The following is a 16,742-nucleotide window of genomic DNA, read 5'->3' as shown; positions in this document are numbered from 1 at the left end:
CGCGTCAACTGCCGCGGCGGCGCGACCTGATCAACTCGAGGCGCTCCTTGAGCAGCTCCTCGAGCTCCTCGATCGAGCGGCGCTCCAGCAGCATGTCCCAGTGCGTACGCGGCGGCTTGACCTTCTTCGGCTCGGGCAGGTCACCCTCGATCAGGGTGCCTTCCATCCCGTTGCGGCACAGCCAGGTGCCGGGGATCTCGGCGTCGTCGGCGAACGGAACGTCGAACTCCTCGCCGTTTTCCGTGCGATACCGCGCAATCTGACGCGGCGCCAGATCGTGGTTGCGGTCGGTCTCGTAGCTCACCGCTCCGAGGCGGCTGCCTCTCAGCACACGATCAGCCATCGTGAAACTCCTCCAGTGCAATTCTCTTCGGGCTGGACAACGCTGTGGCGGTCCGCGCAGTTCCCTGTGGCCTCTTCGGCGCCGGGCGGTACGACGCAACCCCCCCATGATACCGGGACAGCGGCGCGGGGGCCGCTTTCGCGGCGCGCGGCTCCGCCGCGCTTGCGATCGCCACGGTTAAAGTCGGGGCCGTGAGCCGCCGTACCCGACCGCAGCCATGCCGTTGGTGTGGCCGCGACGTGACCGACACCGGGATGGGCCGCCGCCGGCAATACTGCCGCCAGTCCTGCCGACAGCGCGCCTACGAGCAGCGGGCCTCGGTGAACGGGGCCAACGGCCCCACGTTGCCGCCGGACGCCGTCGTGTTGTCCGCCGATGAGGCCGCTGACCTGTCCGACCGGGTCTATCAGGTGCGATGTGCCGCCGAGGACGTCGCGACCGCGCTCGAGGAGGGAGCCGGCGCGACCGAACTGCGCGAGCTGTGCGACGCGTTGGTGCGGGCGGCCAAAGCGGCCGACGGCTGGCGCTGACCGCGACTGACCGTCTCCAAGCTGTGACCTGTACAGTCGCGCCATGGATCGCTGGGCAACGCCGGTATTGGCCGCGCTCCCGGCTCACCGACTTTCGTGACTCGGCCGCATTCCGGGTTCGGCGACCGACGTTAGGCGAGGGGTAACAAATATGGCTGACCAACTCCAGCATGCGACCGAAGCGCTGCGTAAAGCGCTGGTCCAGGTGGAGCGGCTGAAGCGCAAGAACCGCGCTCTGCTGGAACGGTCCGGTGAACCGATTGCGATCGTCGGGATGTCTTGTCGGTTCCCCGGCGGCGTGCAAAGCCCTGACGACCTGTGGGACATGGTCGCCCAGGGCCGAGACGTGATGTCGGAGTTTCCCACCGATCGCGGCTGGGACCTGGCCGGGCTGTTCGATCCGGACCCCGATGCGCCGCACAAGTCCTACACCCGGCACGGCGGATTCGTCGACGACGTCGCGGGTTTCGACGCTGGGTTCTTCGGGGTGTCGCCGAGCGAGGCGCTGGCCACCGACCCGCAGCACCGGATGCTGCTCGAGTTGTCGTGGGAGGCGTTGGAGCGGGCCGGAATTGACCCGACCGGGCTGCGCGGCAGCGCCACCGGCGTGTTCGCCGGGATCATCGTCCAGGGCTACGGCATGCTCGCCGAGGAGATCGAGGGCTACCGGCTGACCGGGATGACGTCCAGCGTCGCCACCGGCCGCGTGGCGTACGTGCTGGGGTTGGAGGGCCCGGCGGTGTCGGTGGACACCGCGTGTTCGTCGTCGCTGGTGGCGCTGCACATGGCGGTGCAGTCGTTGCGTTCGGGCGAGTGCGATTTGGCCCTGGCCGGGGGAGCGACGGTCAACGCGACGCCGACGGTGTTCGTCGAGTTCAGCCGACATCGGGGACTCGCGCCCGACGGCCGGTGCAAGCCGTACGCGGGTGCGGCCGACGGCGTCGGCTGGTCCGAGGGCGGCGGCATGCTGGTCGTCGAGCGGCTTTCGGACGCCCGGCGATTGGGCCATCCGGTGTTGGCGGTGGTGCGCGGCTCGGCGGTCAACCAGGACGGCGCCTCCAACGGGCTGACCGCGCCCAACGGCCCGTCGCAGCAGCGGGTGGTGCGCGCCGCACTGGCCAACGCCGGGCTCACCCCGGCCGAGGTCGACGCGGTGGAGGGCCACGGCACCGGCACCACGCTGGGCGATCCCATTGAGGCCCAAGCACTTTTGGCGACCTATGGGCAGGACCGGTCCGAGCCGCTGTGGCTGGGTTCGATCAAGTCGAACATGGGCCACACCCAGGCAGCCGCGGGCGTCGCCGGCGTGATCAAGATGGTGCAAGCGATGCGCCACGAAATGCTGCCGTCGACATTGCATGTGGATTCGCCTAGCCCGCATGTGGATTGGTCGGCGGGCCGGGTGTCGCTGCTGACCGAACCCCACCCGTGGCCGGCCCACGACAAAGCGCGCCGCGCCGGAGTGTCGTCGTTCGGGATCAGCGGCACCAACGCGCATGTGATCATCGAGTCCGCCCCGCCCGCGGAGACGGCTGCCGAGAATCCGATGAAGCCCGCGGTGGTGCCGTGGGTCGTGTCGGCGAAAAGCGCTGCGGCACTGGAGAAGCAAGCGGCCCGGCTGTCGGAGTTTGTGGCCACCCACACCGAGCTGGATCCGGTCGACGTGGGCTGGTCGTTGGCGGGGCGGTCGACATTCGAGCATCGCGCGGTCGTCGTCGGTTCTGACCGGGAGCAGTTGCTAACCGGGCTGGGCGAACTGGCCGACGGCCTGCCCGGCGCGCGCGTGGTGCACGGCGGCGCCACGCCGGCCGGCAAAACCGTGTTCGTGTTCCCCGGCCAAGGTTCCCAATGGCTCGGCATGGGCGTCGAATTGCTGAACACCGCACCGGTTTTCGCCGAGCACATGCAGGCCTGTGCGGACGCCTTCGCGGAGTTCGTCGACTGGTCGCTGATCGACGTGCTGCGCGCCGCGCCGGGCGCCCCGGGCCTGGACCGGGTCGACGTGGTGCAGCCCGCGCTGTTCGCGGTGATGGTGTCGCTGGCCGAATTGTGGCGGTCCATCGGTGTGCGCCCGGACGCCGTGATCGGCCATTCGCAGGGCGAGATCGCCGCCGCCTACGTCGCGGGTGCGTTGTCGTTGCGTGACGCCGCACGCGTCGTCACACTGCGCAGCAAACTGTTGACCGAGCTGGCCGGCCGCGGCGGCATGGTGTCGCTGGCCTGCGACAGCGAGCAAGCGCGAGAGTTGTTGGCGCCCTTCGGTGATCGGGTCAGCATCGCCGCGATCAACGGCTGCTCCGCGGTGGTGGTATCCGGTGAAGTGCCGGCACTCGACGAGCTGATCCGGCACTGCACGGAACGCGAATTGCGCGCGCGCCGCATCGACGTGGACTACGCGTCGCATTCCGCCGACGTCGAGGCGATCCGCGACAAGTTGGCCGACGCGCTGGCCGGCATCGAGCCGCAATCGTCGCGTACCGCATTCTTTTCCACGGTCACCGGCGGCCTTTTCGACACCGCAGGATTGGACGCCGACTACTGGTACCGCAACATCCGGCAGACCGTCGAATTCGACCAGGCGGTGCGCAGCGCCTGCCAGCAGGGCTACCGAACCTTCGTCGAATCCAGCCCGCATCCGGCGTTGATCGCCGGCATCGAAGACACCGTCACCGACCACGGCGCAAACCCGATCGTCATTCCCACCCTCGGCCGCGACGAAGGCGGGTTCGACCGGTTCCTGACCTCCGCCGCGCAGGCCTTCGTGTCGGGCGTCGGTGTCGATTGGCGCGCAGCGCTGCCCGGCGGCACGTTCGTCGAATTGCCGACGTATGCCTTTGAGCGGCGGCGGTTTTGGCTCTCCGGCGACGGCGCGGCGCTCGACGCGGCCGGTCTGGGCCTGGCGTCCAGCGAGCATCCGCTGCTGGGAGCGGTCGTGGAGCGGCCGGACTCGGGCGGCGTGGTGCTGACCGGGCGCCTGTCGCCGTCGTCTCAGGGCTGGCTGAACGACCACGCCGTCTCAGGGATGACGGTGTTTCCCGGCACGGGATTCGTCGAGTTGGCCATCCGCGCCGGCGACGAGGTCGGCTGTTCGGTGGTCGACGAGCTGACGCTGCAGGCACCGCTGATGCTGCCCGCCTCCGGTTCGGTGGCGCTGCAGGTGGTCGTCGGTGCTGCCGACGAGACCGGCAAGCGCAGCGTGTCGGTGTTCTCCCGGGAGAACACGGATTCGGCGTGGACCTGCCACGCTGAGGGCGCGTTGAGCTCGGAATCGGTTGAGGCGGCGGCGGATTTGTCGGCGTGGCCGCCGGCCGGCGCCACCGCCGTCGACGTTGCCGAGGGCTACGAGCGGCTGGCGGCCCACGGCTACGGATACGGCCCCGCGTTTCGCGGGTTGACCGCGATGTGGCGCCGCGGCGACGAGGTGTTCGCCGAAGTGACCTTGCCCGAGGCTGCCGGGGGAGTCAGCGGGTTCGGCGTGCACCCGGCGCTGTTGGACGCCGCACTGCACGCATTGGTCGTCGGACACGACGCGGCCGAACTGGCATTGCCGTTCTCCTGGCAGGGCGTATCGCTGCATGCTGCGGGCGCCTCGGCGGTCCGGGTGCGACTCGCGCCGGCGGGCCCGTCGGCGGTGTCGGTCGAGCTGGCCGACGGCGTGGGGCTGCCGGTGTTGTCGGTGTCGGCGATGGTGGCCCGCCCGGTGTCGCAGCAGCAGCTGATGGCGGCGGTATCCGGCTCGGGCGCCGATCGACTGTTCGAGCTGGCGTGGTCACCGGCTTCCCCCGGGACCGGGGCCACGCCGTCGTACGAGATCTTCGAATCGCTACCGGCGACAGAGGATCCCGTCACCGCCGCATACGAACGCACGCACGCGGCGCTGACCGCGGTGCAGACCTGGCTGGCCGAACGCGACTCGGGCGTTCTGGTCGTCGTCACTCGCGGCGCCATGGCGCTGCCCGGAGAAGATGTCACCGACCTCGCCGGAGCCGCGGTGTGGGGACTGGTGCGCTCGGCGCAGACCGAGCACCCCGGCCGGCTGGTGCTCGCCGACGTAGACGGCCCCGTCGATGCCGCAACGATTTTGGCTGTCGGTGAGCCGCAGGTGCTGCTCCGCGACGGAGTGCCGTACACGCCGCGGGTGCGTGGCAGCCGCGCCGTCGACGGTCTGTTGGTCCCGCCGGACGGCGAGAAGCCCTGGCGGTTGGGTCTTTCGGCCGCAGGCACATTCGAAAACCTGCAACTCGAACCGGTGCCCAACGCCGACGCGCCGCTGGGACCCGGTCAGGTCCGGGTGGCTGTTCGCGCGATCGCCGCCAACTTCCGGGACGTGATGATCACGCTGGGCATGTTCACCCACGACGCGCTGCTGGGCGGCGAGGCCGCCGGTGTGGTGGTCGAAGTCGGGCCCGGTGTCACCGAATTCGCGGTCGGCGATGCGGTGATGGGCTTCTTCCCGGACACCAGCGGCACGCTGGTCGCCGGCGACACTCGGTTGTTGCTTCCGATGCCGGCCGACTGGTCGTTCGCCGAAGCGGCCGGCGTGTCGGCCGTCTTCACCACCGCCTACTACGCGTTCCTGCACCTGGCCGACGTGCAACCGGGGCAGCGGGTGTTGATTCACGCCGCCACCGGTGGCGTCGGCATGGCGGCCGTGCAACTGGCCCGCCATCTGGGGCTGGAGATATACGCCACCGCCAGCCGCGGCAAGTGGGACACGTTGCGGGCCATGGGCTTTGACGACGACCACATCGCCGACTCGCGGACCCTGGACTTCGAGGAGAAATTCCGGAGCGCCACCGGCGGCCGGGGGATGGACGTGGTGCTCGACTCGCTGGCCGGAGATTTCGTGGACGCCTCGCTGCGCCTGGTGGCCCCGGGAGGCGTGTTCCTGGAGATGGGCAAGACCGACATCCGCGATCCCGGCGTGGTCGCCGAAAACTACCCGGGCGTGCGCTACCGCGCCTTCGACCTCTTCGAACCCGGACGGCCGCGGATGCACCAATACCTGCTCGAGCTGGCAAAGCTGTTCGACGACGGCTTATTACGCCCTTTGCCGGTAACCACGTTCGACATCCGGCGCGCACCGGCGGCGTTGCGGTATTTGAGCCAGGCCCGCCACACCGGCAAGGTCGTGATGACGATGCCGGACGCCTGGGCAGCGGGCACGGTGTTGATCACCGGCGGTACCGGCATGGCCGGCTCGGCGCTGGCGCGGCACGTGGTGGCCGAGCACGGCGTGCGCCACCTGCTGCTGCTCAGCCGCCGCGGCGCCGACGCCCCCGGCGCGGCCGAATTGGCCGGCGAGCTCCGCGAAGCCGGCGCGCAGGTCCAGGTGGTGGCCTGCGATGCCGCCGACCGCGAAGCCTTGGCCAAGGTCGTCTCCGACATTCCGGTGCAGCATCCGCTGTCGGCCGTGATCCACGCCGCGGGTGTGCTCGACGACGCGGTGGTCAGCTCGCTGACCCCGGAACGCATCGATACGGTGCTGCGGGCCAAAGTCGACGCGGCGTGGAATCTGCATGAGCTGACGCGCGATCTGCACGTCTCGGCGTTCGTGATGTTCTCGTCGATGGCCGGCCTGGTGGGCTCGTCCGGACAGGCCAACTATGCCGCGGCCAACTCTTTCCTCGACGCCCTGGCCGCGCACCGACGTGCCCACCGGCTGCCGGCGACCTCGCTGGGCTGGGGGCTGTGGGAGCAGGCCAGCGAGATGACCGGCGGACTCGACGCCGCCGACCGGGCCCGGCTGAGCCGCAGCGGCGTCAAGGCGCTGTCCTTGGCCGAGGCGCTGCAACTGTTCGACACCGCAATGATTGTCGACGAGCCGTTCCTGGTGCCGGCACACATCGACACCTCCGCGCTGCGCAGCCACGCCACGGCGGTGCCGCCGATGTTCAGCGAGCTGATCACCGCGCCCACCCGCCGCCGCGTCGACGAGTCGCTGGCCGCCACCAAGTCGAAATCCGCTCTGGCGCAACGACTGCACGGCCTCTCCGACGACGAGCAACACGCCATGCTGCTGAACTTGGTGCGCTCGCACATCGCAACCGTGTTGGGCAACACCACCCCGGAAGCTATCGACCCCGACAAGGCGTTCTCAGACCTCGGGTTCGACTCGCTGACCGCGGTCGAAATGCGCAACCGGCTCAAAGCCGCTACCGGGCTGGCACTTTCGCCCACCCTCATCTTCGACTACCCGACACCGAGCAGGCTCGCCAGCTACATGCGCACCGAGCTCGCCGGTGTCCCGCAGGAAATCAAGCAGGTCCCCGCAGTCCGCGCGACGGGCGACGACCCGATCGCGATCGTCGGGATGGCATGCCGCTTCCCGGGCGCGGTCAACTCACCGGAAGACCTGTGGGACATGGTGGTTCAGGGCCGCGACGTGCTCACCGAGTTCCCGTCCGACCGTGGCTGGGACCTCGCCGGGCTGTTCAACCCCGACCCCGACGTGCCCGGCGCCTGCTACACCCGCACGGGCGGCTTCGTCGACGGCGTCGCCGACTTCGACCCCGGCTTCTTCGGCGTCGCCCCGAGCGAGGCGCTGGCCATGGACCCCCAGCAACGCATGTTCCTCGAACTGTCCTGGGAAGCGTTGGAGCGGGCCGGAATTGACCCGACCAGCCTTCGGGGCAGCGCCACCGGTGTGTTTGCCGGAATCATGACACAGGGCTACGGGATGTTCGCGGCCGAACCCGTCGAAGGCTTCCGGCTGACCGGCCAGCTGTCGAGCGTCGCCTCCGGCCGGGTCGCCTACGTGCTCGGCCTGGAAGGACCCGCGCTGTCGGTGGATACCGCATGCTCGTCGTCTCTGGTCACGCTGCACATGGCCGTGCAGTCGTTGCGCTCGGGCGAGTGTGACCTGGCGCTGGCGGGCGGCGTCACGATCAACGCCACCCCGGACATCTTCGTGGAATTCAGCCGCTGGCGCGGACTCTCACCGGACGGGCGCTGCAAGGCGTTCGCCGGCGCCGCCGACGGCACCGGATTCTCCGAGGGCGGCGGCATGCTGGTGGTGGAACGGCTTTCGGACGCACAGCGGTTGGGCCATCCGGTGTTGGCGGTGGTGCGCGGCTCGGCGGTCAACCAGGACGGCGCCTCGAACGGGCTGACCGCGCCCAATGGCCCGTCGCAGCAGCGGGTGGTGCGCGCCGCACTGGCCAACGCCGGGCTCACCCCGGCGGAGGTGGACGCGGTAGAGGGCCACGGTACCGGCACCACGTTGGGCGATCCCATTGAGGCCCAAGCACTTTTGGCGACCTATGGGCAGGACCGGTCCGAGCCGCTGTGGCTGGGGTCGATCAAGTCGAACATGGGGCACACCCAGGCCGCCGCGGGCGTCGCCGGCGTGATCAAGATGGTGCAAGCGATGCGCCACCAGATGCTGCCGGCGACATTGCATGTCGACGAACCCAGCCCGCATGTGGATTGGTCGGCGGGACGGATCGCATTGCTCACCGAGCCGCAGCCGTGGCCGGCCGACGGCAAAGTGCGCCGGGCGGGTATCTCGTCGTTCGGGATCAGCGGCACCAACGCGCATGTGATCATCGAGGCCGCCCCGGCGGTGCAGGAGCCGGACGACGAGCCGGTCAATCCGCCGGTGCTGCCATGGGTGGTGTCGGCGAAAACCGCTACCGCACTGGGCAAGCAAGCCGCCCAGCTGACCGGCTACCTCCACGAGCACAGCGAGCTGGAACTCCTCGACGTGGGCTGGACATTGGCGGGTCGGTCGACCTTCGAGCACCGGGCGGTCGTCGTCGGCTCCGACCGGGAGCAGCTGCTTGCCGGGCTGACCGAACTGGCCGACGGCGATCCCGCCGGCAGCGTCATCCAAGGCTGCGCAACACCGGCGGGCAAGACGGTGTTCGTCTTCCCCGGCCAGGGCTCCCAATGGCTGGGCATGGGCATGGGCCTGCACGCCGCCTACCCGGTCTTCGCCGAAGCGTTCAACACCGTGGTCGGCGAGCTCGACCGGCACCTGCTGCGGCCGCTGCGCGAAGTGATGTGGGGGCACGACGAAAACGTGCTCAACACAACCGAGTTCGCACAGCCGGCGCTGTTCGCCGTGGAAGTGGCGCTCTACCGGCTGCTGGAATCCTGGGGCATGCGTCCCGACTACGTGATGGGCCACTCGGTCGGCGAGCTGACCGCCGCGCACGTCGCCGGCGTCCTGTCGCTGGAGAACGCCGCGGTCCTCGTCGCCGCGCGCGGGCGGTTCATGCAGGCGCTACCCGCTGGCGGCGCCATGATCGCACTGCAGGCCACCGAAGAGGAAGTCCGGCCACTGCTCGGTGACGACGCCGGTATCGCGGCGATCAACGGGCCGACGTCCGTGGTGGTGTCGGGCGCCGAAAAAGCTGTGGCCGCGGTGGCCGAAAGGCTACGTGAAATGGGCCGCCGAACCCACCGACTGGCCGTGTCGCACGCGTTCCATTCACCGTTGATGGAGCCGATGATCGACGAGTTCGCCACGGTCGCAGCAGGACTCGCGCTCGGTCAGGCCAGCATCCCGATCATCTCGAACGTGACGGGCCAGCTGGCCGGCGACGACTTCGGGTCCGCGCAGTATTGGACGACCCACATCCGCCAAGCAGTGCGGTTCGCCGACAGCATCCGCTTCGCGCATTCCGCCGGAGCCACCCGTTTCCTCGAGGTGGGCCCCGGCGGCGGGCTGACGGCCTCCATCGACGAATCGCTGCCCGACGCCGACATTGTCTCGGTACCGATGCTGCGCAAAGACCGCCCCGAGCCCATCAGTCTGACCACCGCTGCCGCACAGGCTTTCGTCTCCGGCGCCGCGGTCGACTGGCGGAAGATGCTGGGCGGCGGCCGGTTTGTCGAATTGCCGACGTATGCCTTTGAGCGACGGCGGTTCTGGCTTTCCGGCGACGGCGCCGCGGTCGACGCCGCCGGGCTGGGACTGGGATCCAGTGAGCACCCCCTGCTGGGCGCCGTGGTGGAACTGCCGACGTCCGGGGGAGTGGTGCTCACCGGTCGGCTCGCGCCCGCATCGCAGCCGTGGTTGAACGACCATGCGATCAGCGGCGTGGTGCTGTTCCCCGGCGCCGGATTCGTCGAACTGGTGATCCGCGCCGGCGACGAAGTCGGTTGCGGCGTCGTCGAGGAGTTGATGCTGGCGGCGCCGTTGGTGTTGCCCGCCACCGGGTCGGTCGCGGTGCAGGTGGTTGTCGGTGGCGCCGACCAAACGGGTTTGCGTGCGGTGTCGGTGTTTTCCCGCGCCGACGCCGGCTCCGGCTGGGTGCTGCACGCCGAGGGCCAGCTCAGCTCCGGAAGTGTCGAACCGGCCGCGGAGTTGTCGGCTTGGCCGCCGGTGGGTGCGGTACCCGTCGACGTGACCGGGGTGTACGAGCAACTGGCCGCCCGGGGCTACGGCTACGGTCCCGCGTTCCAGGGCCTGACCGCGATGTGGCGCCGCGGCGACGAGGTGTTCGCCGAGGTGTCGCTGCCCGCCAACGCCGGAGTGTCACCGGCGGGATTCGGTGTGCACCCGGCCGTGCTGGACGCAGCGCTGCACGCGGTGATCGTGGCCGCCAACGGCCCCGATGCGGACGGCGGTGTGCTGGTACCGTTCTCGTGGCAGCGGGTGTGCCTGCATGCCGCCGGGGCGTCGGCGGTGCGGGCCCGTATCGCGCCGACCGGCCCGTCGTCGGTGTCGGTCGAGCTGGCCGACGGGCTGGGGCTGCCGGTGTTGTCGGTGTCGGCCATGGTGGCCCGGCCGGTGACACAGCAGCAGCTGATGGCGGCGTTGTCGGGTTCGGGTCCGGATCGGTTGTTCGAGGTGAACTGGTCGCCCGCACCCCCGGGCGCAGATGCCACACCGTCGTACCAGGTCTTCGAATCCGCGCCGACGGCAGGCGATCCGCTGACGGCCACCTTCGAACGCACGCACGCGGCGTTGGCCGCGGTGCAGTCGTGGGTGGCCGAGCCTGACTCGGGAGTGCTCGTTGTGGTCACTCGCGGCGCGGTCGCGTTGCCGGGCGAGGTCGTCACCGACTTGGCCGGCGCTGCGGTCTGGGGGCTGGTGCGCTCCGCGCAGACCGAGCACCCCGGCCGGCTGGTGCTCGCCGACGTGGACAAAGACATCGACGCCGAGGCGATATTGGCGGTCGGCGAGCCGCAGGTGGTGGTGCGCGGCGGCGTCACCCACATCGCACGGGTGCACGGCAGCCGCGCCGTGGACGGGCTGCTGGTGCCACCCGGCGACGGAAAACCATGGCGGTTAGGCCTTTCCAGCCCAGGCACATTCGAGAACCTGCTGATCGAGCCACTGCCCGACGCCGACGCGCCGCTGGCATCCGGGCACGTCCGGATCGCGGTCGAGGCCATGGCCGCCAACTTCCGCGACGTCATGATCACCCTGGGGCTCTACCCGGACGAGGACGCCGCGATGGGCGTCGAGGCGTCCGGCGTCGTCGTCGAAATCGGGCCCGGCGTTACCGAATTCGCGGTCGGCGACCGGGTCGCCGGCTTGTTCCCGGAAGGCACCGGCACCATCGCCACCACCGACCAGCGGCTGCTGCTCGGAATTCCCGCCGGCTGGTCGTCCACCGATGCGGCCACCGTGCCGGTTGTCTTCGCGACGGCGTACTACGCGCTGTCGACGCTGGCCGAGGTGAGGCCCGGCCAGCGGGTGCTGATTCATGCCGCCGCCGGCGGTGTCGGCATGGCGGCCGTGCAATTGGCTCGGCACTGGGGGTTGGAGGTGTTCGCCACCGCCAGCCGCGGCAAGTGGGAAACGTTGCGGGCCATGGGTTTCGACGACGATCACATCGCCGACTCGCGCAGCCTGGACTTCGAGGAGAAGTTCCGCACGGCCACCGGCGGTCGCGGAATGGACGTGGTGCTCGACTCGCTGGCCGGCGATTTCGTCGACGCCTCGCTGCGATTGGTCGCGCCCGGCGGCGTCTTCCTGGAGATGGGCAAGACCGACATCCGCGACCCGCAGGTGGTGGCCGACAATCACGCACAGGTTCGCTACCGCGCCTTCGACCTCTTCGAAGCGGGTGCCGACCACATCCGGCGGATACTCAGCGAGCTTGCGGCGATGTTCGCGAACAAGTCGCTGCGGCCGTTGCCGGTCACCAGGTTTGACATTCGTCGCGCACCGGCGGCGTTGCGGTATTTGAGCCAGGCCCGCCATGTCGGCAAGGTCGTGATGACGATGCCCGACGCGTGGGCCGCCGGCACGGTGTTGATCACCGGCGGTACCGGAATGGCCGGGTCGGCGCTGGCGCGCCATGTGGTGACCCAGCATGGAGTGCGTCACCTGCTGTTGCTGAGCCGCCGCGGCGCCGAGGCGCCGGGTGCGGCCGAGTTGGCCGCGGAGCTCCGTCAAGCCGGGGCACAGGTGCAGATGGTCGCCTGCGATGCGGCCGACCGTGACGCGCTGGCCGCGGTGGTCGGTCGTCTCGAGCGTCCGCTATCCGCGGTGTTCCATACCGCCGGGGTGCTCGACGACGCGGTGGTCACGTCGTTGACACCGGAGCGGATGGATGCGGTGTTGCGCGCCAAGGTGACCGCGGCGTGGAACCTGCATGAGCTGACCCGGGATCTGCACGTGTCGGCGTTCGTGATGTTCTCGTCGATGGCCGGCCTGGTGGGCTCCTCCGGACAGGCCAACTACGCCGCCGCCAACTCGTTCCTCGACGCGCTGGCCGCACACCGCCGCGCGCAGGGTCTGCCGGCCATCTCGCTGGGCTGGGGGCTGTGGGAGCAGGCCAGCGGCATGACCGGCGACCTCGGGACCGTCGACTTCGCCCGGTTCGCCCGCGACGGCATCGTGGCCATGTCTGCCGGCGAGGCCCTTTCGCTGCTCGACACCGCGATGATCGTCGACGAGCCGTTCCTGTTGCCGGCCCGCATCGACTTCACCGCGCTGCGCGCCAAGCACGACTCCGGCACCCTGCCGCCGATGTTCGTCGACCTGATCAATGCGTCGGCGCGGCGTCAGGTCGACGACTCGCTGGCCGCGGCCAAATCGAAATCGGCGCTGCTGCAACGCCTGGAAGGGCTGGCCGAGGACGAGCAGCATGCCGTGCTGCTGGATCTGGTGCGCTCACACATCGCCACCGTGCTGGGCAACACCACGCCGGAGGCCATCGATCCCGACAAGGCGTTCCAGGAACTGGGTTTCGACTCGCTGACCGCCGTCGAGATGCGCAACCGGCTCAAAGCCGCTACCGGGCTGGCACTTTCGCCCACGCTCATCTTCGACTATCCGAACTCCGCGGCGCTGGCCGGATACTTCCGTCAAGAGCTGCTCGGCGCCGGCAGCGACATACCGGAAAAGGTCGCGCCGGGGGAAGCGGAAATCCAGCGCGTCGTCGCCTCGATTCCGGTCAAGCGCCTCCGGCAGGCCGGGGTGCTGGACCTGCTGCTGAGTTTGGCCAACGAAACCGAAGGCATCGCTGCGACCGAGGTCAGCGAAAAAGACCTCGCGGACATGGATCTCGACGACTTGGTCAACGCGGCGTTGCTCAACGACGACGAGTAGACCGATGTCACCCGAGGTCGGCCAGTGAGAATTGCCGTCACCGGTGCCAGCGGCGTGCTCGGTCGCGGCATCGTGGCCAGGCTGCTCACCCTGGGCCACGACGTCGTCGGAATGTCGCGGCATTGCCCCGAAAGCTGGCCCACTGCAGCAGAATTCGTGCAAGCTGATATCCGCGACGCGAGCGCGGTGCGGCAAGCGATCTCCGGCGCAGACGTCGTCGCGCACTTCGCCTGGGCAACCGGCGACGAGGTCAACGTCGGCGGCACCGCCAATGTCCTCGACGCGATGGCCGAAACCGGCACCCGACGCGTCGTATTCTGCTCCTCGGCGCACGTTTACGGCCAGCGCCGCCCCGACGCGTCGCCGCTGACCGAGCAAGATGCGCTGAATCCGGCATCCGCACAAGGCCGCCAACTAGCCCGTGTCGAGGAAATGCTGGCCAACGCCGACGCGGAGTGGGTGGCGATCCGCTCGGCGACCATCCTCGGCCGAAACGTGGACAACTGGGTGCTGAAGCTGTTCACGGCGGCCCTGCTCCCGGGCATCAACGCATCCGGCCGCCTACAGGTCGTACACGCCGACGACGCCTACCGGCTGTTCATCAGGGCAATACTCGACGCCGGTGTCGACAGCGGGCCGGTCAACCTCGCCGCGTCGGGGGAGCCGGCGTTCGCCGAACTCGCTGCCGCGCTGGGCCGCCCGCTTGTGCGCATCCCGCCCGCGCTGCGCCGCTGGGCCGGCGGCTCGTTCGCCGAACTGCTCAACACCCCGACGATGGACACCTCGCGGCTGCGCGACAAATGGGACTTCACCCCGACGTGGACGGCCCGGGAATGCGTCGAGGACTTCGCGCTGGCCGTGCGTGGCCGGGTGAGCATCGGTCGGCGGGTGCTGTCGCTGCCCTGGCAGCTGACCAATGTGCAGGACATCCCGTCCGTCGACGCGCCGGCCGCGGACGGGACAGTCCCCGTGCTGGCCGGTCCCGACGGCAGCAACGGGGAGTTCGACACGCCGATCGATCCGCGGTTCCCGATGTTCTTGGCCACCAACCTCTCCGAGGCGCTGCCCGGACCGTTCTCGCCGTCGTCGGCGTCGGTGGCGGTGCGCGGCCTGCGAGCGGGCGGTGTGGGCATCGCGGAGCGGCTACGCCCTGGCGGCCTGGTGCAACGCGAAATCGCCACGCGCACAGTCGGAGTGTTCGCCCACCGCCTCTACGGCGCCATCACCACCGCGCACTTCATGGCCGAAACGGTGCCGTTCGTCAAACCTGAGTCGGTGGTCGCCAACAGCCAGTTCTTCGGTCCCAGCCTGGCCACGCTGCCGATCTTCGGCGAGCAGCGACTACCGCCCGAACCCCGCAGCGTGCCAAAACCGTTGCGCACCTTACGCAATTTGGGCATCTTCGGCCTCAACCTGGTCGGCCTGAGCGCCGGCACCGCACGCGACACCCGCGACTACATCGCCGACATCGACCGTTTGGAACAGCTGACCGCCGGCGATCTCGCGCAACTCGACGAGCGCCGCCTGTTGAGCCTGACCTTGCTGGCGCGCGATCTTGTCGTGCACGGCTGGGTGCTGGCCTCGGGGTCGTTTATGACGTTCGCCGCGTTCAGCGTGCTGCTGCGCGGGCTGGGTGGGCGCAATATCGCCCCGTCAGCCGGGCAGGACCTGGTCAGCGCGCGCCTGCTGGGCGCCCTGCACCGGCTGGTGGCCGTGGCCCGGCGCGACCCGAACGTGGCCCGCATACTCGCCGAACCGGGCAAGCACCTCGATGCACTGGCCGAAAAGGCACCGGAATTCCACGCCGCTGTTCTCGCCGAGCTGGCGCTGATCGGGCACCGCGGTCCCGCGGAAGTCGAGATGTTGTCGACCACCTACGCCGACGACCCCGAGCTACTGCTGCGCATGGTGGCCAAATCGCTGAACACGTCGACGATCCCGGAACCGCGGCACCTACCGATTCCCGTGCAGGCCCGGCCCGTCGCGGCGCTGGCCGTGCGTCAGCTGCGCGACCGCGAGGCTCGTCGCGACCGAATGGTGCGTGCCATTTGGGTGTTGCGGCGACTGCTGCGCGAATACGGTCGCCGCCTGGTGGATTCCGGCGTTCTCGACGCCGCCGACGACGTGTTCTATCTCTTGGTCGACGAACTCGACGCGCTGCCCGCCGACGCCGCGGACGTCGTGGCGCGACGGCGCGCGGAACGCGTCAGGCTGGCCGATGTCAGTCCGCCCGCGGTGTTCAGCGGCAGCTGGCAGGCCGGCAGCACGCTGGCGACCGTGCTGACCGCGGGGGAGACTCTGCACGGCCTCGGCGTGTGCGGCGGCCGGGTGCGCGGGCGGGTCCGGATCGTCCGACCGGAGACCATCGACGAGCTGGAACCCGGCGAGGTGCTGGTCGCGGAGGTCACCGACGTCGGCTATACCGCGGCGTTCTCCTATGCGGCCGCGGTCGTCACCGAACTGGGCGGCCCGATGTCGCACGCCGCGGTGGTGGCCCGCGAGTTCGGATTCCCTTGTGTGGTCGACGTCGCCGGCGCCACGCGGCGTCTGCCGCCCGGGGCGCTCGTCGAGGTCGACGGCGGCACCGGGGAGATCCGGGTACTCGACCTCGCCGACCGGGCATAGCCCGAATAGCCGGCAGTAACAGCAGGTTTCAGCAGCTGAACTTCTCGCCGACACCGTCCGGTGGCGGCACCGACTGCAGGCACCCGAACGGCTGCACACCCGCGGCGGCCAGCCGAACCGCCGAGCGGTGCGCGTAATTCACGCACACCACGGCGTCCTGGTCGGCACGACACCGATAGTCGCCGAACGACAACGACTTTCCGGCCGGCAACTCGGGTCCGTCGCCGCGGGCGAACGGACCGGGATCGGCACGCGCCGACCCGACCTGCAGGCTGGTGCCGTCGAAGTCGACCCAGCCGCCCTCCCAGTGGCCGTACGCCGTCGCCGGTTGCGGCGGCGGATTGATCAGGCCGACCAGGCAGGCGAGCGCGCCGCCGGTGTGCTTGGTGTCGGTCATGCAGGCGACTTTGCCGACGGTGAAAGCGATATCGTCGCCGAGTTCGGTGGTGGCCCCGTTACGCGTCGCCCGGTGAAACCCGGCGGCGTCGGCGGGCGAACCGCCGTCGACCCAGGCGATGACGTCGGCGATCGGCGCCCCGGCCGACGGCGCGGCGGAAGGGGCCGCCTTGCTGGACGACGGCGTGGTCGCCGAGGCATGCGACGACGTCGGCGCTGGAGCCGACGTCTGTGTCGGGCGGCCGGTAACCTCGTGCGAACATCCGGCGACCAGCAGTGACGCTGCGAGCAGCGCGGCAATTCGCATTCCGCCAGGTTAACGGTCGCGGCCCGA

5 protein-coding genes are annotated in these 16,742 nt (G+C 69.8%); 3 read left to right on the top strand and 2 right to left on the bottom strand.

Annotated elements, in window-relative coordinates; translation table 11 throughout:
* Positions 1 to 4: 4 nt before the first annotated feature.
* Positions 5 to 343, bottom strand: a complete 339-nt coding sequence (rbpA, locus tag AWC14_RS06875) for an RNA polymerase-binding protein RbpA (protein ID WP_057003129.1) — start codon at positions 341 to 343, stop codon at positions 5 to 7.
* A gap of 191 nt (positions 344 to 534) precedes the next feature.
* Between rbpA and AWC14_RS29140 the strand changes: the two genes are divergently transcribed.
* The 3 genes from AWC14_RS29140 (at position 535) to AWC14_RS06860 (ending at position 16,012) form a co-directional block, all read left to right on the top strand.
* Positions 535 to 873: a hypothetical protein gene (locus AWC14_RS29140; protein WP_081968122.1), complete on the top strand. Its 339-nt coding sequence runs from the start codon at positions 535 to 537 to the stop codon at positions 871 to 873.
* A gap of 151 nt (positions 874 to 1,024) precedes the next feature.
* Entirely contained in the window at positions 1,025 to 13,387 is a 12,363-nt protein-coding gene (locus tag AWC14_RS06865; RefSeq protein WP_045378510.1) for a type I polyketide synthase, read from the top strand.
* Between the two features lie 24 nt (positions 13,388 to 13,411).
* Entirely contained in the window at positions 13,412 to 16,012 is a 2,601-nt protein-coding gene (locus AWC14_RS06860; protein WP_045378508.1) for an NAD-dependent epimerase/dehydratase family protein, read from the top strand.
* A gap of 28 nt (positions 16,013 to 16,040) precedes the next feature.
* Here the strand turns inward: AWC14_RS06860 and AWC14_RS06855 are convergent, their stop codons facing one another.
* A complete protein-coding gene (locus AWC14_RS06855; RefSeq protein ID WP_045378504.1) occupies positions 16,041 to 16,715 on the bottom strand; it encodes a hypothetical protein in 675 nt (224 codons plus the stop codon).
* Positions 16,716 to 16,742: the final 27 nt, after the last annotated feature.

The organism is Mycobacterium kyorinense, assembly GCF_002101735.1.
Taxonomy (GTDB): domain Bacteria; phylum Actinomycetota; class Actinomycetes; order Mycobacteriales; family Mycobacteriaceae; genus Mycobacterium; species Mycobacterium kyorinense.
Note: the sequence above shows the minus strand (reverse complement) of the source record. Positions and strands in the feature narration are given on the sequence as shown.

Bases quoted from the DNA above. Each gene is read 5' to 3' on its own strand.
- AWC14_RS06855 (WP_045378504.1), bottom strand. From the start codon at position 16,715: ATGCGAATTGCCGCGCTGCTCGCAGCGTCACTGCTGGTCGCCGGATGT.
- rbpA (WP_057003129.1), bottom strand. From the start codon at position 343: ATGGCTGATCGTGTGCTGAGAGGCAGCCGCCTCGGAGCGGTGAGCTAC.
- AWC14_RS06865 (WP_045378510.1), top strand. From the start codon at position 1,025: ATGGCTGACCAACTCCAGCATGCGACCGAAGCGCTGCGTAAAGCGCTG.